The sequence below is a fragment of the Micromonospora sp. HNM0581 genome, assembly GCF_012726175.1.
In the GTDB taxonomy this organism is placed as follows: domain Bacteria; phylum Actinomycetota; class Actinomycetes; order Mycobacteriales; family Micromonosporaceae; genus Micromonospora.
Window position 1 is genome coordinate 455,322 of sequence record NZ_JAASAD010000002.1, and the last position, 25,742, is coordinate 481,063.

Below are 25,742 nucleotides of genomic sequence, written 5' to 3' on the forward strand. Positions count from 1 at the left end.
TCACATCCGTGACGGAGCTGATCGAGGCCGCGGTGGTACTGCTCTTCGTTGCCCGGGTGACCCGGTTGGTTGTTGCCGACGAGATCACCCGCTCGTCACGGGAAGCGATCGTCCGCCGGCTCCCTGAGGACAGCCCTCTGGTGTACCTGTTGTTCTGCCGGTGGTGCCTGTCGGTGTGGACCGCCCTGGCGGGTGCCGCAGTCTGGTGGCTGCTGTCCGATGTCCCTCGGTGGTCCGGTCTGTGGTGGGCCGACGTGCCGACGGTCGCGCTGGCCCTGTCCCACACAACCGGCTTGCTAGTTCGCGCCGAGCCTGAGGAGTAACCGCATGGCCTGGTGGGGCACGAAGCCCAACACCGACAGCGAGGTTGGCAGGGCAACTGCGGTCGTCGCCTCGGCGGCGAAGATGCGCTACGACTCCGGTGGCAGCCTGCGCAGGGTCAGTAAGCAGCAGTGGCAGGAGGAGGCATGGCGGCACTACGAGGAATGCGGCGAGCTGGCCTACCTGGTGAACACGATCGCGAAGGCGATGGGCCGGGCCCGGCTGTACATCACACAGGTCAATGATGAGGGGCGGCCCGTCGAAACGCCGGACCAGGCGCCGGCCGGCGTCAACGAGACGTTTCTCGGCGGCCCAGGCAAACAGGCTGAGCTGCTGTCCGATGCCGGAGTCCAACTCGGTGTGCCCGGCGAGTGCTACCTAATTGGTGAGCCAGAACGCGATGAGGACGGCAACGCCACCGACCGGGAGACGTGGATCATCGCGTCGACGGATGAGCTGTCTGAGCGGGCCGGGAAGTACATCCTCGACCAGGGCGCGGGCGCCAGGGAACTGGAGCCCGACGAGACGGTCATCGTGCGGATCTGGTCGCCGAGCCCCCGCAAGCACGCCCTGCCGTCATCGCAGGTGCAGTCCAACCGGCGGGTGCTGCGGCTGATCGAGCGGCTGACGCAGTACGTGCAATCGCAGATCGACTCTCGATTGGCGGGTGCGGGTGTGCTGCTGCTGCCGAACGAGCTGAGCTTCGTCGCTCCCGAGCAGGAGGAGAACCCGGAGGACGGGGTGTCGTCGTTCTTGGCGACGCTGACCGAGGCGATGACCACCGCGGTGAAGGACCGTGACTCGGTTGCCGCGTTGGTGCCGATCGTTGTGCAGGGGCCGGCGGAGCACTTGGAGAAGGCCCGGCTGCTCAGCTTCGCCACGGAGCTGTCGTCGGCGGTGCCGTCGATGCTGGACGGCGCGATCCGGCGGCTGGCACTCGGCCTGGACGCCCCTCCCGAGATGCTGCTGGGGATGACCCAGGCGAACCATTGGGGCGCCTGGATGACCGACGAGGCGACGATTAAGTACCACGTCGAGAGCAAGCTGGAGTTGGTGTGCGCTGCGCTGACCCAGCAGATGCTGTGGCCGGCGCTCGAAGGTGCGGCCGGCGTCGCCGATGCGAAGCGGTGGATCGTCTGGTACGACACCAGCGAGCTGACGCAGAGCCCGGACAAGGGCGCCGATGCGAAAGACCTCTACGGACTCGGTGAGCTGTCCGGTGACGCGCTGCGTCGGGAGACGGGCTTCGGTGAGGAGGACAAGCCCACGGATGATGAGCGGGAGCTGCGCAGGCTGCTGGAGATCATTCGGACGGTGCCGGCGGCCGGGCCGCTGCTCGTGCGGCGGCTGCTGGAGGTCGCCCAGGTGGGCGTGCAGGTCGACCCGGCGGAGTTGAAGTCGCCCGCGCCGGCTGAACTTCCCGCCGGCGAACCGCCGGCCGCCGACGCCCCCGCGCCGGCCACGGCGCCGCCGCCCGACGGAGATACCGAACGCCGTGGTCCGCCCGAGAAAGCGGCGCTCGCCGCCGCAGCGGAACCGTTGACCGGACCGTTTGTTGGCGCGTGCGAGGCCCTGGCGTTGCGGGCGCTGGAAGTCGCCGGGAAACGGGTCATCGGCCGTGAGCGGTACCGGCACACTGACCTGTCCGTTTGGGAGTACCACACGGTGCGGCAGGCCACCCCGACGTCGGTGCCCCGCCTGCTCCAGGGCGCGTTCACCGCGGTCCCGGCCGTGGCGGGCCGGCTTGGCGTCGACGCGGAGAAGCTGACGGCGGCCCTCAGCGGCTACGTCAGTGGGCTGCTGGTCGCCGGGCGGCGGCACGACGTCGACGAGTTGCGCGAGCACCTGGCGCGCACCGTCGCCGGGGAGTTGGTGCCGGCTTGACCGCCCTTGTTTCTGATCTGGTGTTGGCGCACGGGCACGCCTGCCAGCGGTCCGGACGCGGCAAGGGCTGCCAGGTCATCCGCTGGTCGCAGTGCCGGACCTGTGGCTGGTGGGGAGAGCTGTGGGACGGTGACCAGCCGCCCCTGAGCGACGCGGAGCACGCTTGTGACCCGGAGGATGCGGCCCGCTACCAGCAGACCTGGAGGAGCGGTGGCTGATCCGCAGAGCGTGACCCTGAGCGACCTGCGCGCTGCTCTCGCGCAGGTCGGCATCGTCGTCGACGAGGACTTCGTGAGCCTTGAGCTGCGGGAGAACGGGCTCACGGTGCACCGGCTGGTGCGTACCGAGTCGAGGATGCCGGCCTGCCTGCCCAACGGCGGTGTGCAGTGCGTCGGGCACACGATCACGGTGCTCGCCGAGACACCGCCCAACCAGGAGGAGTGAGCGTGGCCGACCGGGACCGTTGGCTGCCGCTGCGGCTCACGCACGAGGCGCGGGTGATCGCTGCCGAGAAGCGCGTGTCGCAGGCGGCCCGTGCCGCCTTGCGGGCCTGGCTACGGTCGGCCCGGACGGTGACCCTGCCAACGGTCACCGCGGCGGCGCTGCCGCCCGACCCGAACGCGCTCGCCGGGGCAGGGCAGGCGTGGTTCGAGGCAATGACCGTCCACTTGGTGCCCGCCGTCGACGAGACGTTCCTCGAGGGCGTCGCGGACGCGAGCGGCGATGTAGACGTGCTGCGGGTCGAGCAGCTGAAGGACGAGTACCTGACGCAGTTGCCGAACCGGCTCAAGGGTGTGCCGGACAGCGCGTGGACCCAAGTCACCGCAGCGGTCACCGAGCTGACCAGCGAGGGCGCGAGCATCCCGCGAATCCGGGACGCCATCGAGCTGATCCTCGGGGACCTGGCGTGGGAGGACCGGGCCGTGACGATCGCCCGGACGGAGACGATCGGCGCATACAACGCGGGCACCCTGACCGCCTGGTTGACGTCCGCGCAGGCGTTGGACGAGAAGGTGGACAAGGTGTGGGTGGCCACCCACGACTACCGCACAAGGCACGACCACCGGGACGCAGACGGGCAGCGCGTCGCCCTGGACGGCGTGTTCATGGTCGGCGGGGTGCCGCTGCGTTTCCCGGGCGACCCGGCAGCGTCGCCCGGCCAGGTCGTGAACTGCCGCTGCACGATGATCGAGGTGCCGGCCGACGAGCCGCTGCCTGCGATCCCGAAGCACCCGTGGCCCCGGCGGGCTACCGGGTTGGACATTACGGTGACGGCGGCGGCAGCCGCGAAGGGTGGCGAAGCAATGGCGAGGTGGAAGGGAACGCTGGCGCCGCTGGGCGTCGTGTCGGGCGACCGGCGGATCTTCGCGAAGGGCGGCGAGTGGTCGTTCCGCGACCTGCCGCTGCCGCTGAGGTGGGCGCGGGAAGACGCGCCCGGGCACGAGGGCGCGGTGACGATCGGCCGGATCACGGCCGGCGAGGTGCAGGCGACGCAGCTGGCCGGCGAGGGCGACTTCATCGACGCCGTGCCGGAACTGGCCGAGGCCCTGGAGCTGTGGCGGGCCGGCGTGCTGTTCCCGAGCGTGGACCTGGACGACTTCGAGTTTGTGTACACCGACGGCGACGGCATGCCCATCGCGGACATGAGCGACGAGGAGTGGGAAGCGTTCATCGAGTCCGGCGAGGAGCCGTACATCACGGTGACGAAGGGCCGGGTCATGGCGGTGACCATGCTTGGCACGCAGGCGTTTATGGAGGCACGCCTGGACCTGGTCGACGACGAGCCTGCCGGCGACGTCGACGAGGAGACGCCCTCGGACGAAGCTGAGGACGAGGAAGCCGCCGTCACCGCGGGCGGCACGCCGGAGCAGGTCGCGCCGCTGTACCCGCCTCGGGCATGGTTCGACGACCCGGGCCTGTCCGAGCTGACGCCCATCCAGGTGACCGCAGACGGGCGGGTGTTCGGGCACCTCGCGGACAACGACTGCCACCTGTCGTTCCTGACCGGCGGGCAGTGCGTCCTGCCGCCAGCGGAGGGCGGGTTCGACTGGTTCCACCGACCGGAGATCCAGACCGCCGAAGGAGAACTGGTCGCGGTCGGGCACATCACGGCGGCGACCGGGCATGCCGACCTGGCCGCCAGCGCGGCCAGCGCGGTGGCGCACTACGACGACACCGGCACGCAGGTAGCGGTGATCCGGGCCGGCCGCGACGCGCACGGCACCTGGGTCGCCGGATCGCTGGTGCCGGAAGCTACCGAGGAGCAGGTGCAGATGCTGCGCCGCTCGCCGCTGTCCGGGGACTGGCGGTGGATCGGCGGCGCCCGGCAGCTAGTCGCCGCGCTGTGTGTCAACGTCGGCGGGTTCCCCGTCGTGCGGGGGCGGTCCTCGGGCGGGCGGGCGTACGCGATGGTCGCCTCCGGCTGGGCCGGCTGGAAGGCGACTGGCCCGATCGCCGGCCGGCGCGAAGGGGCCGCGCTGTCCCCGGCCGTCCTGGACGCGGCGGTGCGGCGGGCGGTCGCGGCCGGGTTCGCCGCCGAGCGGCAGCGGCTCGCGAACGCGGCGGTCGCCGACCGGATCGCCGCGACGATCGGCCGGGATCGCCGGACGCTCGTGGCGGCGCTGGCCGCCGAAGTGCACGGCAAGTAGGGGAGGAAGCTGGTGGGCTGCAATTGTGGCAGTAAGGCACGACGCGCCGTGTGGGTGCTGTCCTACGAGGACGGCCGTGCCGGTGGCGAGTACGACTCGAAGACAGCGGCGGAGGTCGCCGACGTCCAGAAGGGCGGCGGGGGCGCGATCCGTCAGGTGCGGAGGTAGCCAGAGAGCCTGCGAACCTTGTTCCGCAACCGTTCCTGCCACGCGGATGGCTTCGTGGGTATGTCCGTGCTCGTGTCGGAGGTGATCCAGGAAGCGCCGTTGCCGTCTGCGGGCAGTGATTGTCCCGGGCCTTCGTGTGTCGGTCACCCTGTCGGATCCCTTGTGTTCCTGCGGTTCGCGCTGTTCGTTATGGCTCTGCGGGGTCGCCTGGGGTGGTGGTCAGCTTGCGGGGGTTGAGGTCGACGGTCACGGGTAGGTGGTCGCTGGTGGCGCGGGTGACGGGGGTGTCGATGACCGTGAGGGATCTGACTGCGGGAAGGACGGGTCTGGTGGCGTGGATGGTGTCGATGCGGCGGGCGATGCCTCGGGTGCTGTAGGGGCAGGTGGGCCAGTGCCCGGTGGTGGCTTTCCACGGGCTGCGGGAGGCGGCGGCGACGTCGTGGAGTCCGCCGGCTTCCCAGACCTGTGCGGGTCGGCGGTCGGCGCGGTGGCGTTGGCTGGGGTGCGTGGGTTCGTGGCATTGGTGGACGAGGTCGGGCCACCAGGGCCGGCCGGTGTAGGGGTCGGGGTCGTAGTCGGCGCCGTTGGTGCGGGCGGCGCCGATGGAGTTGAAGTCGGAACCGATCAGGGCCAGGTCGTGGGGGCGGGTGACGGCGGCGAGGACAGCTTCGGCCTGGTCGATGCGGCGGTGCCGGCCGTACGCGGGGGCGTGGTAGGAGGCGAACGTGATCGGGCGGCCGTCGATGTGGAAGGCGAGTCGGACCATGGAGCCGTAGCCGATGCCGCGCCATCCGCCGTCGTGGTGGACGGCCGGGCTGTAGGTGCGGAACGTGTGCGGTAGTGGGGTGAGGCTGGGCCGCCAGAGCAGCGCGGTGTGCACGGTGTTGTCGCCCACGGCCACGGCGTGGACCGTGCGGGCGCTTCCGTTGGTGGGGACGGTGCAGGTGAGGCCGGCGCGCTCGGCCAACTCGGCGGCGAGGCGGGCGGCGCTGGCGGGTGGGCTTTTGAGTTCCTGGACGGCGATGACGTCTGGTTCGAGGCTGCGGATGATGTCGATGACCCGTCGTTGCCGGTTGGCTTCGTGGATGCTGTTGGGGCTGAGGGTCAGGTCGAGCATGTTGTAGGTGACGAAACGCATTCGGGCGACCTCGTGGGTGTCAGTGATCGGTGTACCGATGGCTCGCGGCAGTCGTCAGCACGTCGTCGACGGTGGCGGGCCAGGGAGTCGTGGCGACGGCATCCACCGGAGGGGGGTCGGGGCGGGCTCGGGCGGTACGCCATCGGCGTCGGTGTGATCCCGCTGAAGGATGAGGACGGACGAGAACAGGCCCGGACGAGGTCCGGCGACGCGTTCCTGCGCGGCAAGCAGCTCGCCCGTGGCCGGGTCGATGACCAGCGTGGTGATCGAACCGTCGGCGACCACCCGGAAGCCGAGTCCAATCCGCCCGGCGAGGTCGGGGGTCTGCCCGCCATATTCGATGCCGGGCACTGCCGCCAGGACGTGCAGGGCCGTCGACCGCTCGTTATGGTCGAGGTATTGGCTGGTGGTCAGATTGACGACGCCCCAGGTGAGCAGCCGAGGGTAGGCGGATTCGGCGGCCAACTCGGGCGGTCCCAGAAGGTCCGCCAGGGCGGCCGGGTCGGCGGGCAACGGTTTGGGTAGGTACGGGTGCAGGTCGCCCTGGTAGCGGGTCGTGGTGGGCGCGGCCTGCGCGAACAGGGTCCGGTCTTTGGGGCTGGGTTGGTGGTCGATGCTCCGCACGTCGGGTGCGCGGCGAAAGACTTCGCGGCCGGAGCCGTCCGGATGCCGCCAGCGTCGCAGATCCTCGCGGCGGATCGCGCCGCTGGTGCGGGTCCACCTTTGAAGGTGCAGGTATTCATAGGAAAGGTCGGTGGTGCCATCGGCAGGGACCATGCCGATGGCGGTGGCGATGGTGGTGAGGCGTTGCTGTGGGGTGGGGCCGGGCGCGGTCGCCGCCGTGGTGGTCGTGGCGGCGGGCGGTTTCCCGCCGGGCGCCGATGAGTGCGGTGCGTTCGCGGGAATGGCGGGCACGGCTTGGCAACCGGTAAGTAGAACGCTGCCGAGAGCGGCGGTCACGCGGCGAGCCGGTGCGGTCAAGCGGAGCATGGGTGTGGGGCTTCCTAGCTGTGGTTGGTGTGGCCCGAGGGCTGCCGCGCCGTTGAGGCAGCCCGCCGGGACCGGGTGTCGAGGTAGCGGCTGAGTCAGCCGACGTCGTGAACGGAACTGATCGGCCGGCGAACGTAGGGGCAAAGAGGTGAGCCGTGACGAGGCGCAGCGGTGTGCCTGCGTGGTAGCCGTGCCTGGTCAGGTAGTTCCGGACCGTTGTGGTGGCGACGGCATCGGTGAACAGCGCGGCAATGGTGGCCAAGTCGCAGCCTGCGCGGGCCGGATGGGTGGCCTGGTCACGGCGGGGGCGGTCACAGTTGCCCCGGCGTGGCACGGTGTGTCCGCTAGGTGGAAGCTGGTCACCGACTCCGCACCGGGAACAGGGTCCGGCCGCTGCTGGTGGGGGCGCCGCGCCACATCCGCCAGATGATCGGCCCGCCGGTGGGTAGCACGATGGTCGGGCCGGCGGTGTAGCCGAGGCGGAGGTAAAGCCGGCGGTTGCGCATGTTGGTGGCTTCCAGGTACGCCGGCAGGCCGAGATCGTCGAGACGGCGGTGATAGTCGGCGAGTAACGCGGCACCGATGCCGCGGTTCTGCTGTGCCGGCTCGACGGCGAGGTAGGCGAGGTAGTGGTGCGGGTCGTCGGGGTGGAAGGCGTCGAGCATCTCCTCCAGCAGCACGAACTTCGGCGCATACGCCCCCGCGATGCGTTCCAGTGCCTCCAGCCGCGCCCGGGTGTCAGTGGGAGTGGGTTCGAGACGGGGGTACCAGATGGCCACGGCCGTCAGGTCGGAGGTGGTGTAGACCTGCCCGTGCTCCAGCCCCTGGTGCAAGGCGTCGGTGAAGTAGCGGTAGTAGACGGTGCGGCGTTCGGTCGGGTCGGGGATGAGCCAGTCGGCGACGGATCCTTCGTGGAACGCCTCGGCGAGGATGGCGATCAGTGGTCCGGCGTCAGCTTCGGTGGCTTGGCGGATGAGCAGGTTCTTGTTGGTGACGGCCACGGCTTCTCCTTGGTCAGGCGGGTTGGCGGGCCAGGTCGGGGGCGCGCAGGGGTCCGGTGTCGCTGTCCGCGCCCAAGCCGATCGCCGCGTACACGTCGGGATTGGTGGTGCGCAGGATCAGCGCCCACGCGATGCCGAGCAGTGCGGCGGCGGCGTAGGCGGCGGGGAACGCCCAGCGCAGCGGCGAGTCCGGGGCCACGCCGAGCAGCGTGTCGAACTCCCGCAGGGTGACAGTGAGGATCCCGCCGAGGGCGAGCGTGGCGATTCCCGGTGCCATCACCGACCGCCACGGTCCTTCGCCGTGGGTGGTGCGGGTGAAGAAGCCGATGACGGCGGCGGACGTGGCGGTCATCAGGGTCAGCACGCCGAGGCCGCCGGTGACGGTGATCCAGAAGAACAGGTGCACGATCGGGTCCGCCCCCGCGAGGGCGTAGCCGACCAGCACGGCCAAGGCGAGCCCACTCTGCACGAGCGAGCCGACCTTGGGTGCGCCGGTGCGGCGGCTGGTGCGACCGAACACGCCCGGGAGAACTCGTTCGCGGCCGAGGGCGAACAGGTACCGGGCCACGGTGTGATGGAAGGACAGCAGGGCGGCGAACAGCGACGTGATGAACAGGACCCGGGCGACGGTGATGACGCTTTCGGCCAGGTAGGGCGACACCAGGTTGAAGATCAGGTCGGTGCCGTCAGTGCGAGCCGCCTCCACGATGCGGTCGGGGCCGGTGGCCACGGACATCGCCCACGCGGACAGCCCGTACAGCAGGCCGGTCACGGCCACGGCGATGTAGGTCGCGCGGGCGATCGTACGGCGCGGATCCTTCGTCTCCTCCGAAAACACCACCGTGCCCTCGAAGCCCACGAAACCGGTGATCGCGGTAACCAGGGCGGCACCGATGCCGGCGGCGACCACGTGGTAGGGGGCGAGGGTGCCGAAGCTGACGGTCCCGTCGGCGGGATGGGTGACCATGATGGCGTCGAAGGTCAACGCGACGACGATTTCGGCGACGAGGACGACGGCGAGGACACGGCCGTTGAGGTCGATCCGCGCGACGCCGAGCACCGCGACGACCGCCCACACCACGAGGGCGCAGCTCCACCAGGTCAGGTTGACGCCGTACCGATCGTTGAGGAACTGCGCGGTGACCGCGCCAGCTCCGCCGTACAACCCGATCTGCATCGCGTTGTAAGCGAGCAGCGCGACCATCGCCGCGCCGACACCCGCTGGGCGGCCGAGACCGCGGGTGACGTAGGTGTAGAAGGCGCCCGCGTTGACGATCCGACGGGACATGGCCACATAGCCGACCGCGAACAACGCCAACACGGCCGCCACTAGAAGGTAGGCCACGGGGATGCCGGTGACGCCGGTGACCGCGTACCCGGTGGTCGCACCGCCCGCGATCACGGTGAGGGGTGCGGCGGCGGCGATGACGAAGAACACCACCGACGGGATACCGAGCCGCCCCCGCGCGAGGACGGCGGACACGGTGTCGGGTTTCGAGTGCAACATCAGTTCTCTCTCAGGCAAGAGGGATGGGATAGGGATGGCCGCACTCAGGAGGTGCGGTGGCTCAGCACGGCGTTGCCGACGACGGCACCGAGATCGGCGAGGAGATTGCGTAGCGGGGGCGGGGCCTGGTCGACCTGGTGGCGTAGGAACGCGCGGACCGCGAGGGGTGTGCCGTCGAGCAGGATCGGGTCGAGCTGGGTGTGCAGCGCCAGGCCCGCGAGGGCTACGTCGAAGGCGTTGAGCGGCTGGTAGTTGCGCAGTTGGTAGGACAGCCGTGCCCACGACCAGGCGGCGGTGTTCACGTCGGTGGGGACGTAGATGCGCTTGCGCCGCAGCCGACCGACCTGCTGCTGTTGGAGGAGTCCGAGTTGCCACATGCGGGTGGCTACTTGGTCGTAGGCGGTGGTGGCGAGGAACGCCAACCACGTCCGGGTTGCCGCGTGACGTGGCTCGGCCACCAAGCGGTCGAGGACGAGATGTTGCAGCCAGTCCTTCGGCGGGACCGTGTTGATAACCCGCACATGGCGGCCCTCAAAGGTGACCCGACCCTCCCGGTACAGCTCGCCCAACAGCGCAGCGGCCAGGCCATGCGCCGTCGCCGAGTCGAAGAGACGTGAACGGCCGGTCTGGTCGTCGTGGGCCAGGTAAAAAAACTCGTCGGCAAGACGAACGCTGGTCTGCGCGGCGGCGCTGCCGACAGCCCGTACCGGCCGGGCCGGCTCCACTGGTGTCGGATGCTCGTACAGGTGGGGTGGTGCGTGGTCGTTGGATGCGCCGGAGGGTGGGGTGTTCACCGCGGCTGACCTTCCTCGGTCGATTCGTCAGAGGGGATGGGAAGCCCGAGCTGCCGGAGGAGCTTCCGGCCGCCGGGGTGGCGGGCCAGTTCCTCGATCGCCCAGGCGTGTTGCCGGCATCCACCCGTCTGGCAGTGGAAGCAGGTGCCGCCGTCGCGGTGCTGGAGCGTGGTGTTGCGCGCCGCCTCGAAGCGGTCGACGGGGTGGTCGCCGTCGTCGGTGCTGGTCATGAAGCGGGTAGCCGGCGGTGGAGCGCGGCCACGCAGACCCGTACCTCCATGCACGGCGGGTGCCGATCCACATGCGGGTAGTCGCACTCAGGCCGGTGACCGAGGACCCAAACCCACTCGTCGCTGCGGTTCGGGAGATCGCGAACGCCAGCGACGGTGACAGCTACCGCGGTACCGGGGGTGAGGTCACGGCCGTAGGACCAATCGTTGGCATCGAGCCGCAGCAGCGTGCCGGCGGCGACCTCGGGGAGGGGCTGAGGACTCCGGATCATGGCCGCGTCCTTCCCCGCCCAGAGCGCTGCCCCGGGCCGCTGCTCAGCGTCGGCTGTCCTGCGCTCGTCCGACGGGCTTGGCAATGCCTGGCCGGATCAGTTGCCACGGCGGTGCCGTCGCCGCGGCCGTTGAGCGTCGGTTCGCCACAGCCGCCATACCGCGCCGCTCTTCCGCAGCCGAGGCCGAAAGCATTGAACGACTCCTCACCACGGGGGACGAACCACTTGACGCGCACTGCCTTCACCTTCCTGAGTGGTTTGAGGTGCGCGGCCGGGCCCTCCCCGGCACCGCCCGCGCACCTGACCGATGGGACGCAGTCGCCGTCGCCGAATGGGTCGGCGGGCACTGCACCCGGCTCGCTCGTGGCCTCCGACCAGTCCCTGGCCTATCGAGGGGGTCGGGGCCAATGCGGAAGCGGTTTGACCATGGCAAACGGTGCCGGTGGCATGGAACCCGCGCGGCAGGTCAGGCCGCCCGGATTAGCTTGGGCTACGGCGGACGACTAGCGCGACTAGTCGCCTTGACTGGTGCATCGGCGACTGGGGTGGCGGGACGATGACTGCCGGTTATGCTGCTCTCACTTCCCTCCGTCGATGGGGCTGTCGTGAACGTGGACCGCTTTTCGCAGATGACGCACCCTGATCAGTCGTGGTGGGACGAGCCGGCGATGCGAAGTGCCTTGGCACGGCGCGACGTAGGCCAAATCTTCATGCTGTTGAACCGGCGTCACGGCATGACGCAACGCCGTATCGCCGAGCTTGCCGGGTTCGCTGCGTCCGAGGTCTACGAAATCACCCGTGGCCGGCAGGTCATGGCTTACGACGTCCTTGTGCGAATCGCAGAAGGACTGGGTATACCGCGCGCCTTGATGGGCCTCGGATACGGGACAGAACCGGCTCAAGACCATCATCCCGAGCCGCTGCCCTTGGGTGAACCTGAGCAGCGGAAGCAGTTCATTGCCGCCCTGGCCGGCTTCGCCGTTGGCGGCTCACCAGACATCGAGGTGTGGCTCCCTCGGCCCGGTGAGCGGCCCCTCTCAGTGCCGGCGGTCGTGAACCCGGAGGCCATCGCCACCGTACGGGAAATCACTCAACGACATCGAGAGTTGGATGCCGCATACGGCGGTGGCTCATGTCGCGACTCGGCGCGGGGCTACCTGGCATGGGCGAGCTGTCTCACCCGTAGTCGCTGCCAAACTCCCCAACTGTCTGGGAAGCTACATGCCGAGCTGGCGGACTTGCACAATCTTGTCGGGTGGATGTCCCATGACCTGGGTGAACACATGGAGGCGCGTCGCCACCTCGCGCAAGGTCTCGTCTACGCCCAAAAGGCGGGTGATTCGACGCTGATGGCGGACGCCTATTACCGTCTCGGCCGAGTCAGCATCCACCAGGGCAACCCCGCAGAGGCGCTGCACCTATTCCAACTCGGCCAGATCGTTGCCACGAACTCGAACTGCCTGACGTCGGTAGCGATCCTGCACGCAAACATCGCCTGGGCCCACGCCAGAATGGGAAACGCGCCTGCGATGCGTGACTCACTGGCGCGCGCTCGTGACGAAATCGGCAGAGCCGACACCGCGGAAGCACCCCAATGGACACGGTTCTTCTGCGAACCAGGCGACCTGGAAGGAATGTCAGGAGTCGTCCACTCGGCGCTGGCTCGCTATCCGCAGTACCGCGAGCAACACGCCGCCCTCGCGCTGACCCACGCCGGCCGGGCTTTGGAACGGCGAACCGAGACGTCACGCAGTGGCGCATTCGACCACGTGACCATGGCCCTGGGATACGCGCTCCTCGGCGAACAAGACAAAGTCGGACCCCACGCCCATGCAGTCCTGGATGCCGCGCGACATGTGCGATCCCGCCGGCTGCTCGACCGGCTCAGCGACGTCGCAGACGTCATTGAACCACGCCAAGACAAGCAGCTGTCGGAGGTGGTGAAGGCCATCCGGGCACGCGTAGCCGCGTGACCTAATCTGGCGGGTATGTCGACCACCCTGACCGCTGAGGCCGCCGACGAGATCCAGCGGGGACTCGACGCCGTCCGCCAGCAGGCCGGACTCGTCTCCGGCGAGGCGCACCTCATGCGATACACGATCAACGCGGTCTACCGGATCGGCGACAGGGTGCTGCGGCTCTCGCACGGCGAGGTGGCACGAGAGCGGGCACAACGGGTCGTCCGCGCAATGACGCTACTCACGAAGCATGAGGTGCCAACTGTCGAGCTGGACACCAGCGTCGAACAGCCCGTGGTGGTGGACGAGTGGGTCGCCACGATTTGGCACTATATACCTCATCCGACGCGCCGCCCCGATCCGGTCGAACTGGCTGAGCCGCTGGCGAGGCTGCACGCTATCACCGAGACACCGTCATTCCTGCCTCGCTGGTCGCCCGTCGCCACGGCCCGACGCCGGCTGGCCGGGCTTACCCGTCTACCCACCGACGAACTCCTGTTCACGCAGCAGTGGGCGTCCCGAGAAGTCGAGCTATCTCTCGAGGACCTCGTGGCACGACTCCAGGCGCGCTGCGATGACCTGGAGCTCCGCGTGGCGGCTGCCACGTGGGAACTGTCGACCGGCGTCGTGCATGGTGACGCCCACGCGGGCAACGTTCTCGCGGGCCGGTTGTGTGACTTCGACTCACTGGCCATCGGGCCGCGCGAGTGGGACCTTGTGCCATTGGTGCACAGCGCCATCCGCTTTGGTGACCCAACTGAGCCGTACGAAAGGTTCGCCGCATCCTACGGCTTCGACCTTGCAACGTCACCGTCCTGGCCGCTCCTACGGGAGGTACGCGAACTCCAACTCGTGACCAGCGTGATGGACAAGCTCCCCGGCAGGCCAGAGGTGGCGCAGACGCTGGGCCATCGGCTACGTACCTACCTGACTGGTGACCGATCAGCGGTGTGGCAGCGCTACCGATAGCGGGCTCCGCGACGACCAAGCACACGGCGGTTGGTGCCGTCGCCGATGCTGAAGATCCTCAAGGAGAAGGGCGGCGACCACCAGCAACGAAGGCGAAAGTGGTCCCCGATCGGTCGGGACGCAGCCAACTCCGAGTAAGTGGCCTGATGACGCCATCTGTCGGCAACCTAAGCGAGCCTGAGACGGCCGACGTCGACAAGACGTCGGCCGTCTCAGGTGGGCATTGTCCGCTCCCAATTCGCCGAGGCGAATCGCGTCTGCCCACGACGGCTGTCCGTCCTACATCTCCGGCTCCAGTACCTTCTTGCCGCCCATGTACGGGACTAGGGCGGACGGCAGTTCGACCGTCCCGTCCTGCCGCTGCCCGTGCTCAATGACGGCCGCCCACATCCTCGGGGTGGCGAGGGCTGAGCCGTTGAGGTAGTAGGGGGCTCTGGTCTGACCGGACCCTACTCGATACCGGATGTTGCTCCGCCTGGGCTGGAAGTCGGTGAAGTTCCCCACCGACGAGACCTCAAGCCAGCGATCGACGCCGGGCGAGTAGACCTCTAGGTCAAAGATCCGAGACGAGGAGAACGTCAGGTCTCCGGCCGCGAGGTCAACGACGCGGTAGGGCAACTCCAGGAGCTGAAGTGGCTTCTCAGCATCCGCGAGCAGGCCGTCGAACTCGTCCTGGACGGTTTCTGGCGTACAGATGCGGACGAGTTCGACCTTGTGGAACTCGTGGAGCCGCTGGAGGCCCCGGGTGTCCTTGCCTGCGGATCCGGCCTCTCGGCGGAAACAGACCGAGTACGCCATGTAGCGCTTCGGTAGTTCATCCGCCTCGAACAGCTCTCCGCGGTGCATGCCGGTCAGCGGGACCTCACCAGTGGGGACGAGCCACAGGTCGTCGAGGGTCGTGTTGTAGGCATCCTCGGCGAACTTGGGGAGGTGACCCGTACCTTCGAAGACCTCGCTGCGCACCATGTGCGGGACAAGGACCTCCCGATAGGTGTCACGGTTGAGGTCAAGGCCGAACTGGATGAGCGCGCGGATTAGCCGGGCGCCGTCGCCGTAGAGTAGCGAGAAACCGGAGCCGCTCAGCTTTGCGGCGCGCTCGGGGTCGTAGATCCCGAGCGCAGCTGCGATTTCCCAGTGCGGCCGGTAGTCCGCTGGGTTGAATCGGTCCGCCGGGGGGCCTTCGACTCGAAGGATCACATTGCACGACTCATCGAGGCCCTCGGGCGCTTCTGGAGACGGGAGGTTGGGCAGCATCAGCAGGTGCGACCGCGAGTTCTTCTCGGCTTCCCGCAGTTCCGCCTCTTTCTCGGCGATGCGGGACTTAAGGTCCGCGAGCGCCAGCCGCTCCTGTTCCGCGCTGGGATCACCACTTGAGATCAATTTCCCGACCTGCTTGGACCGGCGGTTCATTTCGGCCCGGAGCCCTTCAACCTCGGAGAGGATGCTGCGCCGTTGGATCAGGGCTTGCCGCGCGGAGAGGACGGTCTCCGAGGAGACGCCCTTCCGTGCCAGCGCCGCAACGACAGCATCGGGTTGATCGAGCAGCAGATTCGAGTCGATCACTTCTACCTCCTGTGCCAGCCAGCTTCCAGGCTTGTGCCTTGGACGGCCGGCAACGTCCAGTGTCCGGGTTCAGAGGATACGCCCGGCCGTTGATGATCCCCTGACCGATCCCCTGCCAGGCTCTCGCCCACGGTGAAGGTGCCAGCTACGCGGTCGCCATCGCGAGCTCTTGAAAGACGTCGGTGGCGGTAAGGAGGACGGCTTCGTCGAGATCGAATTGGGGGGTGTGGAGATCCGGATGTTGATCTGACCTACCGCATCCGAGCAGGAACATCGCGCCGTCCGCATGGTCGAGGTACCAGCCGAAGTCCTCGCTGACCCCGACTGGACGATCGGGGTATGCCCTGCACTCCACCCTGAGCGTTCGGCAGGCGGCCTCGAGCCGAGCTACCGATCGGGCTGAATTTTGAACGGGTGGCCGGATGCCGGAGGTCACTGCCACTTCGATCTTCGCTCCGGTCTCGTCCGCCACTGCCAGCGCCGTCGCCTCTATGGCGGCCACAGCGGCATCCTGGTCGGCCCAGGAGAGAGCGCGGAGAGTGCCTTCGAGCTGGCATCTCGTGGCGACTCGGTTAGGCCCATCGCCACCGCGGATAAGGCCGATGCTCAGGGCGGTAGGCGAGGCGTCATGCAGCTGCCTGCCCGTGTCGGGCCGGAGGCGTCCGTACAGCCTGACTGCCGCTGAAACCGCATCCACGCCGCCTGAGTCGGCGGCGGTTCCGCTCGCCCGCCCCTCGTGTCCGTACACGTTGAACGTGAGTCCGGCGACGGACGCCATCATGGTCCCGGCACGGACCCCTACGACCCCCTCCGCCAGCTCGGGCCAGACATGGCAGGCGAAGATCTCAGGTGGGACCAAGCCTTTCGGAAGGCCCTCGATGACCAACGGCGCGCCCGAAGGGTAGGTCTCCTCCGCCTGCTGGAAGATTAGTAAGACGGCGACCGGGGCTGGCTTGATCCTCAGTCGGCGCGCGAGCGCCAGCAAGGCGGCGGTGTGCGCGTCGTGGCCACATGCATGCATGACGCCGGGACGGACAGATGCGTACCCACGCCCGATGGACTCCTGGACGCGGATGGCATCCATGTCCGCGCGAAAGCCGATCGCGGGCCGGGCGGCCTCCGGTCCCACGACTGCCGCGACGCTTGTAGCCGCCGGGCGAAACGGCGCGAGGCCCATGCGGCGAAGCAGCCGCTCGACGTAGTTGGCCGTTCGCCACTCGTGGTGCCCCACCTCGGGATGCCTGTGGATGGCCCGACGCACCCGCCGCACGAACTCCAGCTCCCCGATACGGCTGCTATCCGTATATGGGTCGACCATACTTAACCTCGCACAATTGGTGTGTCATTAGATAAAGAAGCTGTGAGTTGGCGTTGGCAGGACGGCGCGGAGGTCATCGATCCATATCCGCACCTCGTCCATGCGCCCGTCGGCGCGGAGTCGTTCAATTTCTCTGAATAGCCGGTTGAAGAAGAAGCCCCTGCCATTGCTTGGGCAATAAGTCTGATAGCACGCTGTTTCCCGAGCCAGCTGAAGAACTGACTGCCGGCGCTCCCCAGCCCACAAGTCGTCAATGCTCGCCTCAGCTACATTGCCGATGAAATAGTCGGGGTTGCCGTAGCGGTCGGAACAAGCCACCATGTCGCCGTTCGGCGTAACCTCTCCGAACAGGCCGGCCGCAATGCATCCCCGGTCGTCTCGTTCAGCGGGTGGTGCCGGATTAGCCGACTGATCGGGAACAACGACATCGATGCCGGAGTCGACGAGTGCCTGACGTAACGGGGCACCAGGGCCTACGACCGAAAGGAACTTGTCAAGCGTGTCGTTCCGAATGTCGATCTGCGCCGTATAGAACGGAAAGGCTGGGCGGAAGATGGCGTAGTCGATGCCTCCACTGCCCTGCGACTCGCAGAGCTGCGCCAAGTATCGGGCGGTGGGCTCCAAGTCGCCGATGTTACCCTCGTCCACTACGACCGATACGCCGACGAGCGTGCCGGACCGCCGTTCGCTTCGCATCCGGGCTAGTTCCGCCAAGTTCTGGAGAACCCGGCTGCCGAAATTGCGACGAGGATCGTAATCGTGGTATTTGGCGTGCACATCGCCCGTGACGGCGTTGAGGCTTACGCGGATGAATACGAGGTTGGCGTCGAAAAGGGCCGCTGCCCGCTCAGCATTGAGCAGGCTTCCATTGGTGAACAAACACTGGGACAGGCCGAGCCGGTCGGCCTTGACGGCCGCCGGGTAGAGAAGCGGATTCATTGTCGGCTCGCCGCCGACCCACATGATGCCGACCTTGTGCTCCGCCAGGTTCGTCAGCACCCGATCGAGTTTGGTGTCACGTATGACAGTCAGCGGCGTGGCTCTCGGGTGGCTGAAGACGTCGGCGTCAGACCATTCTTCGCGAGCGCTACGGCAGCTACACCAACGACAGGCGAAGTTGCACAGGTACGTCGGTGACAGCTCGACATGAAGGGGCTTCACTTCGTCATACCGTCCGGCGAGCACCAGCTGCACCCGGTCGTGCCAGAAGACCCACTGGCCCGCTTCCTTGCGCGCCCGGTCGAACTCGTCCCGCCTACCATAGCCAGCAACCTTGTCAGGTAGTGGCCAGCGTTCGCGCTCGGTCACCTTCGCTCCTGCCAGGGTTAGACGAAAAAGGAATGGCCCAGCGGATAGGTGACCTCCCGAAGGTCGTCGACCCACTGCCGGACGACATCCATTTGGCCGGCCTTGCGATATGCCTCGATCTGGTGGAATACCCGGTTGTGGTGATGGCCACGGGAGTTGTGCGGGCAGGTGGTCTTGAAGCACTCCCGCGCGTTTACCTGGTCCAGCACCGCGCGACGGCGGTCTGAGCGCCAAATCTCTTCGAGGCTGGTCTCAAAGATGTTGCCGATCGTGTATTCGGGGTTGCCGTATGAGTCCGAGCACAGCTGGATGTCTCCATTGTGCCGGATCTCGCCGTACAGGCCGTAGGAGAGACAGGATCCGTCGGAGTAAGTGTCCGGCTCCGGCGGCGGGTCGAATGAATCCTTGATCAGGACGAGCGGAATACCCAGGTCGTCGATGATTCTCCATGCCTCGCCACCCTCAGTAACGAGATCCAGCGCGCGGCGTGTGGTGTCCTCCTTGAGGCGTGCCCACTGCTGGTCGAAGTGCTGGTAGTTCATTACGGGGCGCGCGATCACATAGTCGATGCCGGGGCCTGCGGCGTCGACAACGTCGCGGATGAGTTCGGCCGCCGCCACAACGTCGTCAAGATTCCGTTCGTCGACGATGAGGGAGATGCCAACGAGCGTCCGGGCGCCCCTTTGGAGTTTCCGGCGCGCAAGGTCTTTCATGTTCTGCTTGGCCCGCTCGAAGTAGTCCCAGCCCTTTGGATATCCGTGGAACTTCCTGTATGCCTCTTCCGTTCCGCAGTTGAGACTGACGCGGACGAGAATGGGGTCCGTGTCCAGGCATTCGTCGGAGTCGAGAAAGACTCCGTTCGTAAGGAAGCTCGACGTGATGCCCTTGCTGCGTGCGTAGCGCATCCCGTCGTACGTGTACGGATTCGCGGTCGGGTCTCCACCGCCCCACACGATGCCCATCTGATCGTCGGCGCGGTGCTCCCCGAGTTGATCGATCACACGGCGTAGGCCATGCGCGTCCATCGTGTTCTTCTTCTCGACCTCGGTGTTGTGTTCCCAGGTGCCGCCTTCGACCCATTTCGTCCGAGTGACCCGCCTGCTGCAGTGTGGGCACATGAAGTTGCAGACGAGCGTGAAGATGCCCTCGAAGTGCGCCGGTGGGACGTCATGGTAACGGCCCTCCAGAATGAGGTCGGTCCGCGTCTTCCAATGCACCCACTGGGCCATGTACTTGGGTGCCTTGACGAATTCCGAGTAGGTGCCGTATCGGCCAACCTGATCGGGCATTGGGTACTGGGTACGTCCCGCGATTCGAGGAAGCCAAGCCCCCGGGGTCGGTTGGAGCAATTCCTCGTTGGAGAACAGCGCCTCATGGTCGCTGACTTGTAGAACCTGCCGACCGGCGATGCTCCCAACGGGTCGGAGCGGTGACGGATCATTGGCTGCGATGATCGGTAGGCGGCGGGTGGGTACACGTTCGGCGCTCTCTGTCATGTCCTCGCTCCAGAAGATTGAAGGGCTAACGCGAAACCCATCCGTGCTTGTCCAGCACCTCGCACACGTCACAGGTGCCTCGCCATAAATCCTGGCTGTCCGGCTGGTCGCGAACGCTGGCACCGCAGTTTTCGCACTTGAGGAAGCGCGGGGGCTGCTGCGCGACGCGCCTCGCGTGTGCGGTAAACATCCAGGTCTCAATGCCCGGCCAATGCCACTGGAGCTGGTCGGCCAGGTAGTAGAGGTAGTTCCGATCGCTTGGGTTGAACTCCCACTGGTTCGGTTCTGTCTGTTTCGGCGCGTGGCCAGTCTTATGGAGGTAGTACAGGTGCAGCTCGCGCTTCGGCACGAATGCCAGAGGAAAAACGTAGTCATATGGCCCAACCGGGCGAGCCGGAATTCCGCTCATATCGAACCCGACAGTATAAGAGTTTAAGAGGCCCGCGAGCAGATCCGTCGTGTGTAAGCCAAGGGCCACTGTGGATGAATTTACTTCGTCGGCATGGACCTCAAGGACGCGGCGGGTTGTGTGGTGGTCGACATACATTGCGGCGTGGGCGTCGTCGGTTTCCATCAGATGCATGAGGATCTGAGCGATTGGACGATTCAAGTTGAAAACGTCTTCGGCATAGCCGGGCTCAAGGACTTTATGCGAGACCTCGTGCCGTTCGGCAAGGCCCCTTGCGAAGTCAAACGTCTCCGACCATTTGCTGTCGAAGTCCTGGAAGGTTGCCGCATGTATTTCCAGCCCGGGGCACGCGGCGTCGCGGTATGCGGCCAACAGCATCAGGAGGGACCCGCTATCGACACCTCCTGAAAGGCCGAGCACAACAGAAGAAGTTGGACGCAGGAGGGAAAATTGATCGATCGTCTCGCGCACTACCGTTGCCACGCGATCGGCGACGCCGGGGACATCCAGCGCGGTGCGCTCCATGCTGAGGCTTCCGTTCGCAGCCAAGGCCAGCCGTCTATGGACGTAGGGTCTGCTGCTGTCGCGGCTTTCGAACAGCTTCCGGATCCCCGCGATGTCGTAACCCTCGATCAGCTTGGCGAGGTAGGAGCGGTTGGGATCCAAGACATGATCGTCCGCGACGATGGACGACTCGTCGCAGAAGGTCAGCACCGAGTTCGGCGGGATGGCGTTGCGCAGAAGAGTGGCTGCCACAGTGTCGCCCGGTCGCTGCACGAGCGTATGCAGACCGCCGCGCCGGTCAAGTAAGGAAAACATGGCAACCCTTCCGTATGGGAGTGAGAACTGGCCTGAGCGTCGGTGGGGCGCCGTGACAACGGCACCCCACCGCCTACTCGTTGCGATAGGGATCAGCTGTCACTTGCTCGCGCGTGGATCCGCGCAGCAGGTGCGGAAGCGGATCAGATCCGCGTCTCGCTTGACGGCCACCTCACGTAGAGCGGCGACCAGGCTGGTCGGCGTGCCTCCCGAGGTCTGCGTTGGTACACGAGTTTCGACGATCACCGACACGTGTTCTCCTTCCATTCGCAGGGAGACGGCCGTTATCGGCCGCCGTCACGGTGCCATCGTCAGGTGGCGCTGCTCACGCGCGATCCGGCCGCTCGTCGGCCGCCCCGACGTTGCGCAACCAGCGGCGGGGGCCGAGCCCGCAGCCACCGACAGGCAGGTCTTCCCGCCAGTTCACAATCGTCGTGTCAGCCAGCCCCTGGTTGGGCCGGCCCAGAAAGCTCCGCATCTCAGTGGGGAGACGGTTCAGCTGATCGGCTTCCGGCTCCGGTACTGGGCTCGTCGGTCGCGCCCAGGCTGGCCGATAGGAGACCGCCATCAACGCTCGACTGGTGTCCGAGATGTTCGGGCCGACGCCATGAAAGATCCGTTGGTTGATGATCACGGCGTCTCCGGCCTCACAGGTGATGACCTGCTCGTCGGCGTCTGATCGGATCCGGCCGTAGGGCATCGCGTCCATGTGCAGGCTCAGGTGAGAGAACGGGACCACCCGCAGAGGCGCTCGCTCTGGTGTCAGGTCATTCAGGTAGTAAAGGAGCCGAACGAGTACGGGCGGTGTTCCGGCGGCACCGAGGATGTTCGAACCGTACGGGTGGCTGTCGGTGTGCAGGGGCATTCCGGCGTAGCCGGGATCGGAACGGGAGTAGCTCACGCCGACGCAGATCAGCTCATCGCCGAACAAGTCAGCGAGGAAAGCCGTCGCGGCGGGGTGGCGAATCAGCTGCCAGACGGCGGAGAGCTCCGACCACTGAACTCCGTGCGCATACCACTGCTTGTCGGTGTAGCTGGACTGCTTCAGCTCGATGTCTTCCACCGCGTCGCGCAGCTCGGTCAGATGGTCGGAATCGAGGAGACCGGGCAGGACCGTGTAACCCTGAAGCTCCAGCTCTTTGACGCGGGTCGGAGCGTGGATCGTCGACACGGCACCCGTCATTGCGTCTCCACCTTCCTCATGACCTTCGTGCGTCGCAGTTCCCTGGTGGACGCCGCGGGATTCCGGATCGGTGTTCGAGCATGCAGGCACCGGCCGTTGTCGATCAGCATCAGATCACCGGCCTGGAGATGGATGCGGACGACGCCCTTGCAGTTTTCGACCAGCTGCTCGAACGCCACCATGTCGTCGAGGCAGCTGGCCGGCAAGGGGGCGAGACCCTCCGCGTGCGAGAGCGCCGCCGTGTACCGAAGCCAACGAATATGAAGCGTCGCCAAGTTGATCGCGGGTTCCCAGTGGATCCCACCGCCCAACTCGTCCGCGATCCGCCAGGGCAGAGCTTGTGCGGCGAGGCGTTTTACCACGCGTCCGTTCGGGCCCGCCGTCGCTTCCTCCAGCAACGTCGCGACGTCCAGCAGCCGGGATTCTCCGTCCTGGCTTTGATCCGGTCGCACGCAGAAGAGGCAGGTGTAGTCGTTGGGCTGGGGCCAGTCGGTGCCATCGGTATGCAGAAACTCGTTGAGGACCTGCCCGGCGACCGCGCGGTCCCTGGAAGGAACAATGTGGCGTACGACCCGGCTCCAGGGCTGTCGGTAGGGCTCGACGAGTAGACCCAGGGTTGCGCTGACCGCGACCAGGAGCGGCGTCGCTCGACTTGCGGGAAGGCCACGGACGATCGTGAACCAGGGCGGGTCGGCAAGCCGCTTGGCTACCTCTTCGACTAGGTCGTCGAACGCGTTGCCTGCCGCTTCTCGAACGGATGCGACGATCGCGTCCTGGTAGGCGGGCTCGGCGAGGGCTTTGTCATCGATCTCAATCGAGGCGAGGGCGCGGCCGAGGTGGGCTGACTGAGCTGATCGGGTGGTGAGAAGAGGTACGCCGCCGACTACGGTCACGCTCGTCCGCCCCTCGCTCAGACCGCTACGTGTCCGAGACCGTACCAAGCGTGACGGTGTCGACACAATCGACGTCTATCGAGTGATCAGCTTCTGAGATCCTGCCGATGAGGAACGACAAGGGTTTCTCTTCAGTTGCGGAGAGGATGGCTCATGTGGACTGTTGCAGGGCTCCCGAAGCCGACGCCCCAGAAGCTCGCTGAGCACCCGCGGCGGCGGAACCCATGAACTCACGGACGCCCCGAAGGCGGGTACGCAGCACGGACCTCGCCCGGTCGATCCGCAGGCGGACGTCCGTGGGCCTCGGTGAGCAAAGGTCTTTGACGGTTCCAGCAGACAGGCGGGCGGAGTCGAGACCGGCGTGGCGCGCGATGAGCACGCCGAGTTCATAGCGGCTGACTGCGTCCGCACCAGCCACGTTGAGGATGCCGGAATACGGTTCTGCGGCGAGTTCAAGCAGCGCGTCCGCCAGGTCGTCAACGTGGATCGGCGCACGCACCTCGTCTGTGAACAAGACGGCATCAGCATCACCGGAGACGAGCCTGTGGACAAGTGCCTCGTGCGCGCTCTGACCGTCCCCCACGATGAGCGAGGTCCGCACGATGGCCGCAGCCGGTGCGACTGCCCGGACTGCGGTCTCCGCTGCAGCCTTGGCAGAACCGTAGTAGTAGACCGGATCGGGGGCTGCGCCTTCGTCGTAGTACACGTCCTTTCCAGAGAACAAGGCGTCGCTGGAGACGTGCACGAGTCGCGCCCCGACGTCAGCAGCGGCCCTCGCAACGTGCGCCGCTCCGTCCGCGACGGCATGCCAGTCCTCCCGCCCGGCCGCGGTATGAACAACGACGTCAGGACAGACGCACCGCACCGTGTCGCGGACCGCCGACAAGTCCCGAATGTCGAGCCGGTGATCAGCTGGACCGGAAGCCGTTGTGTGGTAGGTGCCGATCACCTGCCATCCCGCTGCCGCTGCGCGTACCGCTACTCGCCTGCCAAGGTGCCCGCTCGTGCCCGTGATCAAGATGCGGCTTGTCATGATCGTAGCCCTCCCTGTCGCCGTTGAAACGAGCCCTGTTCCGCGCTGCGTTAGTCTGGGCGCTGTACCGCCGATGCTGGCTGCGGGCCGGTCGGGATGAGATCCCTACCGTGCTGAGGAGCCGACGGTGGAGTTTGAGATCCCTTCGAGCCTGGACGGGCTCGACCTCGATGCGCTGGACCGCTTGGAGACTAATGCGGTCGCGGCGTTCGACGCCCTCCGCGACGCCCCAGACCTGGACGCCTCCGGTCTGGCGCAGCTGCGGGAGCTGGCCACGTTCGTTACGTCGGTACGGGCCCAGCAGGAGCAGATCGAGCAGGACGCGGCGGCCGTCGCGTCGGAACTGGACGACCTGGACGCCGCCGTGCACGGCAACGCAAATGAACCCGAGGGCGACGACGGCGATGGGGATTCGGGTGAAGGCGAGGACGAGCCCGAGGGCAACCCGGTCGAGGAGACGCCTGTCGAGGAGCAACCGGCACCGCAGCCGACGCCGGTCGTAGCGTCGCTGGCGCGGCGGGCGGCCCGCCGGCAGCCGAAGCCGAAGGTGACGCAGGGCGGCCGGTCAGCGATCATCAAGGCGGCGGCGGATGTGCCGAACGTGCCGCACGGGCACGTGTTCTCGTCGGTGAGCGAGGTCGCGGCGGCGTTCGATGACAAGTTCGCGGGGTTCCCACGTGGCGTGGGGTCGCAGGTGCAGACGCGCATCAAGCAAAACGTGGCTCGGGTGGAGCTGCCCGTCGACCAGGCCCTCGTTGCCGGGGGCAGCGGCCTGGTCGACCTGGGACTGATCGACCTGGCCGGCAGCGAGTCGCGCCTGACCGGCGGGAACCTCGTTGCGGCCGGCGGCTGGGGTGCGCCGTCGGAGACGTTGTGGGAGCTGTGCGAGGGGCTGGAGACGACCGAGGGCATCCTCGACCTGCCGGGCATCTCGATTCCACGCGGCGGCGGCATCAAGGTGCCGGCCAACTTGGACTTCGCCACGCTGTACTCGGCGACTGGGTTCGTGCAGACGGAGGCCGACTCGATCGCCGGCACCGACAAGCCGAGCTACCGAGTGCCCACGGTCGACTTCGTGGAGACCCGCTTGGAGATCGACGGGGTGCAGATTGAGCAGGACATCGTGCAGAACGCGGTGTGGCCCGAGTTGACTCGTGACGTGGTGCGACGGGCCATGACTGCCCACGAGCACAAGATCAACGCGCGGATGGTGCAGCGGATGGCCACCGCTCCGTCGCAGTCGACGCAGTTTGCGCTCACCCTCGGCGGCGACATCGGCGGCGATGATACGACCACCGCGGTGCTCGGTGCGCTGTCGCTCGCGGCGACCGACTACCGGTACCGGTACCGGATGAGCCGCCGGGCCTTGCTGGAGTGCGTCGCACCGCTGTGGCTGCTCGACTGGATCCGGGCCGACATGGCGCGCCGAGCGGGGGTGAACTTCTTCGACGTGACGGACGAGCAGATCACCGCATGGTTCACGCGGAGGCACCTGCGTCCGCAGTTCATCTACGACTGGCAGGACGGGTACGTCAACGCGGGCGGTGCCGGATTCGGCGGGGCCACCGCGCCGGGCCAGTGGCCGGCCGCGGTCGACTTCCTGATCTACGCGCCCGGTACCTGGGTGAAGGGCACGAAGCCGATCATCGACCTGTCGGCGGTCTACGACAGCATGAAGCTGAAGGACAACGAGTACATCGCGCTGTTCACGGAGCAGGCGACCTTGTTGGTGAAGCGGTGCTACGTGTCGTACAAGCTGACCGTGCCGCTGTGCCCGGCCGGTGTCACCGGGCAGACCGTCGCGTTCACGTGCGCGGCGTCCGAGGACTGAGCAACCCGC

24 protein-coding genes are annotated in these 25,742 nt (G+C 67.1%); 9 read left to right on the forward strand and 15 right to left on the reverse strand.

What is annotated here, in order from left to right; all coding sequences use genetic code 11:
- Positions 1-8: 8 nt before the first annotated feature.
- From HCA58_RS04930 to HCA58_RS04955, 6 genes are read left to right on the forward strand one after another with little or no spacing between them, the layout of a single operon-like run.
- Positions 9-323 (forward strand): hypothetical protein, encoded by a 315-nt coding sequence (locus HCA58_RS04930; protein WP_169596536.1) that lies wholly within the window; start codon positions 9-11, stop codon positions 321-323.
- Between the two features lie 4 nt (positions 324-327).
- Positions 328-2,205 carry a hypothetical protein gene (locus tag HCA58_RS04935; protein WP_169596537.1) on the forward strand — a complete coding sequence of 626 codons (1,878 nt, stop codon included), beginning with the start codon at positions 328-330 and terminating at the stop codon, positions 2,203-2,205.
- The gene (locus tag HCA58_RS04940) at positions 2,202-2,423 is read left to right on the forward strand and encodes a hypothetical protein (protein WP_169596538.1); all 222 of its coding nucleotides are present in this window, start codon (positions 2,202-2,204) and stop codon (positions 2,421-2,423) included. The genes HCA58_RS04935 and HCA58_RS04940 overlap by 4 nt, the downstream gene beginning before the upstream one ends.
- A complete protein-coding gene (locus tag HCA58_RS04945) occupies positions 2,416-2,649 on the forward strand; it encodes a hypothetical protein (RefSeq protein ID WP_169596539.1) in 234 nt (77 codons plus the stop codon). The genes HCA58_RS04940 and HCA58_RS04945 overlap by 8 nt, the downstream gene beginning before the upstream one ends.
- Before the next feature lie 2 nt (positions 2,650-2,651).
- Entirely contained in the window at positions 2,652-4,853 is a 2,202-nt protein-coding gene (locus tag HCA58_RS04950; protein WP_169596540.1) for a phage minor head protein, read from the forward strand.
- A gap of 12 nt (positions 4,854-4,865) precedes the next feature.
- The gene (locus tag HCA58_RS04955; protein WP_169596541.1) at positions 4,866-5,021 is read left to right on the forward strand and encodes a hypothetical protein; all 156 of its coding nucleotides are present in this window, start codon (positions 4,866-4,868) and stop codon (positions 5,019-5,021) included.
- 187 nt (positions 5,022-5,208) lie between these two features.
- Here the strand turns inward: HCA58_RS04955 and HCA58_RS04960 are convergent, their stop codons facing one another.
- The 6 genes from HCA58_RS04960 to HCA58_RS04985 all read right to left on the reverse strand — a co-directional run bounded on the left by HCA58_RS04960 (position 5,209) and on the right by HCA58_RS04985 (position 10,681).
- On the reverse strand, positions 5,209-6,159 hold the full coding sequence (locus HCA58_RS04960) for an endonuclease/exonuclease/phosphatase family protein (protein WP_169596542.1): 951 nt from the start codon (positions 6,157-6,159) through the stop codon (positions 5,209-5,211).
- Between the two features lie 54 nt (positions 6,160-6,213).
- A complete protein-coding gene (locus HCA58_RS04965) occupies positions 6,214-7,074 on the reverse strand; it encodes a hypothetical protein (protein WP_205807532.1) in 861 nt (286 codons plus the stop codon).
- 434 nt (positions 7,075-7,508) lie between these two features.
- Complete coding sequence (locus tag HCA58_RS04970; RefSeq protein ID WP_169596543.1) at positions 7,509-8,150, reverse strand: GNAT family N-acetyltransferase; 642 nt, start codon at positions 8,148-8,150, stop codon at positions 7,509-7,511.
- A gap of 13 nt (positions 8,151-8,163) precedes the next feature.
- Entirely contained in the window at positions 8,164-9,657 is a 1,494-nt protein-coding gene (locus tag HCA58_RS04975) for an APC family permease (RefSeq protein WP_169596544.1), read from the reverse strand.
- Positions 9,658-9,701: 44 nt separating this feature from the next.
- A complete protein-coding gene (locus tag HCA58_RS04980) occupies positions 9,702-10,451 on the reverse strand; it encodes a GPP34 family phosphoprotein (protein WP_169596545.1) in 750 nt (249 codons plus the stop codon).
- Positions 10,448-10,681, reverse strand: a complete 234-nt coding sequence (locus HCA58_RS04985) for a hypothetical protein (protein WP_169596546.1) — start codon at positions 10,679-10,681, stop codon at positions 10,448-10,450. Before HCA58_RS04985 ends, HCA58_RS04980 begins: the two co-directional genes overlap by 4 nt.
- An 877-nt stretch (positions 10,682-11,558) precedes the next feature.
- Here HCA58_RS04985 and HCA58_RS04990 point away from each other — a divergent pair.
- Both HCA58_RS04990 and HCA58_RS04995 read left to right on the forward strand, forming a co-directional pair.
- Positions 11,559-12,926 (forward strand): helix-turn-helix transcriptional regulator, encoded by a 1,368-nt coding sequence (locus HCA58_RS04990; protein WP_169596547.1) that lies wholly within the window; start codon positions 11,559-11,561, stop codon positions 12,924-12,926.
- Between the two features lie 15 nt (positions 12,927-12,941).
- Entirely contained in the window at positions 12,942-13,880 is a 939-nt protein-coding gene (locus tag HCA58_RS04995) for an aminoglycoside phosphotransferase family protein (RefSeq protein WP_169596548.1), read from the forward strand.
- Positions 13,881-14,159: 279 nt separating this feature from the next.
- Here the strand turns inward: HCA58_RS04995 and serS are convergent, their stop codons facing one another.
- The 9 genes from serS to HCA58_RS05040 form a co-directional block, all read right to left on the reverse strand.
- Complete coding sequence (serS, locus tag HCA58_RS05000; protein ID WP_169596549.1) at positions 14,160-15,443, reverse strand: serine--tRNA ligase; 1,284 nt, start codon at positions 15,441-15,443, stop codon at positions 14,160-14,162.
- Positions 15,444-15,588: 145 nt separating this feature from the next.
- The gene (locus HCA58_RS05005; protein ID WP_169596550.1) at positions 15,589-16,761 is read right to left on the reverse strand and encodes an amidohydrolase; all 1,173 of its coding nucleotides are present in this window, start codon (positions 16,759-16,761) and stop codon (positions 15,589-15,591) included.
- 27 nt (positions 16,762-16,788) lie between these two features.
- Entirely contained in the window at positions 16,789-18,069 is a 1,281-nt protein-coding gene (locus HCA58_RS05010) for a radical SAM protein (protein WP_169596551.1), read from the reverse strand.
- A gap of 17 nt (positions 18,070-18,086) precedes the next feature.
- Entirely contained in the window at positions 18,087-19,565 is a 1,479-nt protein-coding gene (locus HCA58_RS05015; RefSeq protein WP_169596552.1) for a radical SAM protein, read from the reverse strand.
- A 25-nt stretch (positions 19,566-19,590) separates the two neighbouring features.
- A complete protein-coding gene (locus HCA58_RS05020; RefSeq protein ID WP_169596553.1) occupies positions 19,591-20,793 on the reverse strand; it encodes an asparagine synthase-related protein in 1,203 nt (400 codons plus the stop codon).
- Between the two features lie 99 nt (positions 20,794-20,892).
- On the reverse strand, positions 20,893-21,045 hold the full coding sequence (locus tag HCA58_RS05025) for a hypothetical protein (RefSeq protein WP_169596554.1): 153 nt from the start codon (positions 21,043-21,045) through the stop codon (positions 20,893-20,895).
- A 73-nt stretch (positions 21,046-21,118) separates the two neighbouring features.
- Positions 21,119-21,976: a phytanoyl-CoA dioxygenase family protein gene (locus HCA58_RS05030; RefSeq protein ID WP_169596555.1), complete on the reverse strand. Its 858-nt coding sequence runs from the start codon at positions 21,974-21,976 to the stop codon at positions 21,119-21,121.
- On the reverse strand, positions 21,973-22,869 hold the full coding sequence (locus HCA58_RS05035) for a TauD/TfdA family dioxygenase (RefSeq protein WP_169596556.1): 897 nt from the start codon (positions 22,867-22,869) through the stop codon (positions 21,973-21,975). Before HCA58_RS05035 ends, HCA58_RS05030 begins: the two co-directional genes overlap by 4 nt.
- 151 nt (positions 22,870-23,020) lie before the next feature.
- Positions 23,021-23,902 (reverse strand): sugar nucleotide-binding protein, encoded by an 882-nt coding sequence (locus HCA58_RS05040; RefSeq protein ID WP_169596557.1) that lies wholly within the window; start codon positions 23,900-23,902, stop codon positions 23,021-23,023.
- Positions 23,903-24,029: 127 nt separating this feature from the next.
- Between HCA58_RS05040 and HCA58_RS05045 the strand changes: the two genes are divergently transcribed.
- Positions 24,030-25,733, forward strand: coding sequence for a major capsid protein (locus HCA58_RS05045; protein ID WP_346775867.1), 1,704 nt, complete (start codon positions 24,030-24,032; stop codon positions 25,731-25,733).
- The last annotated feature ends 9 nt before the right edge of the window (positions 25,734-25,742 follow it).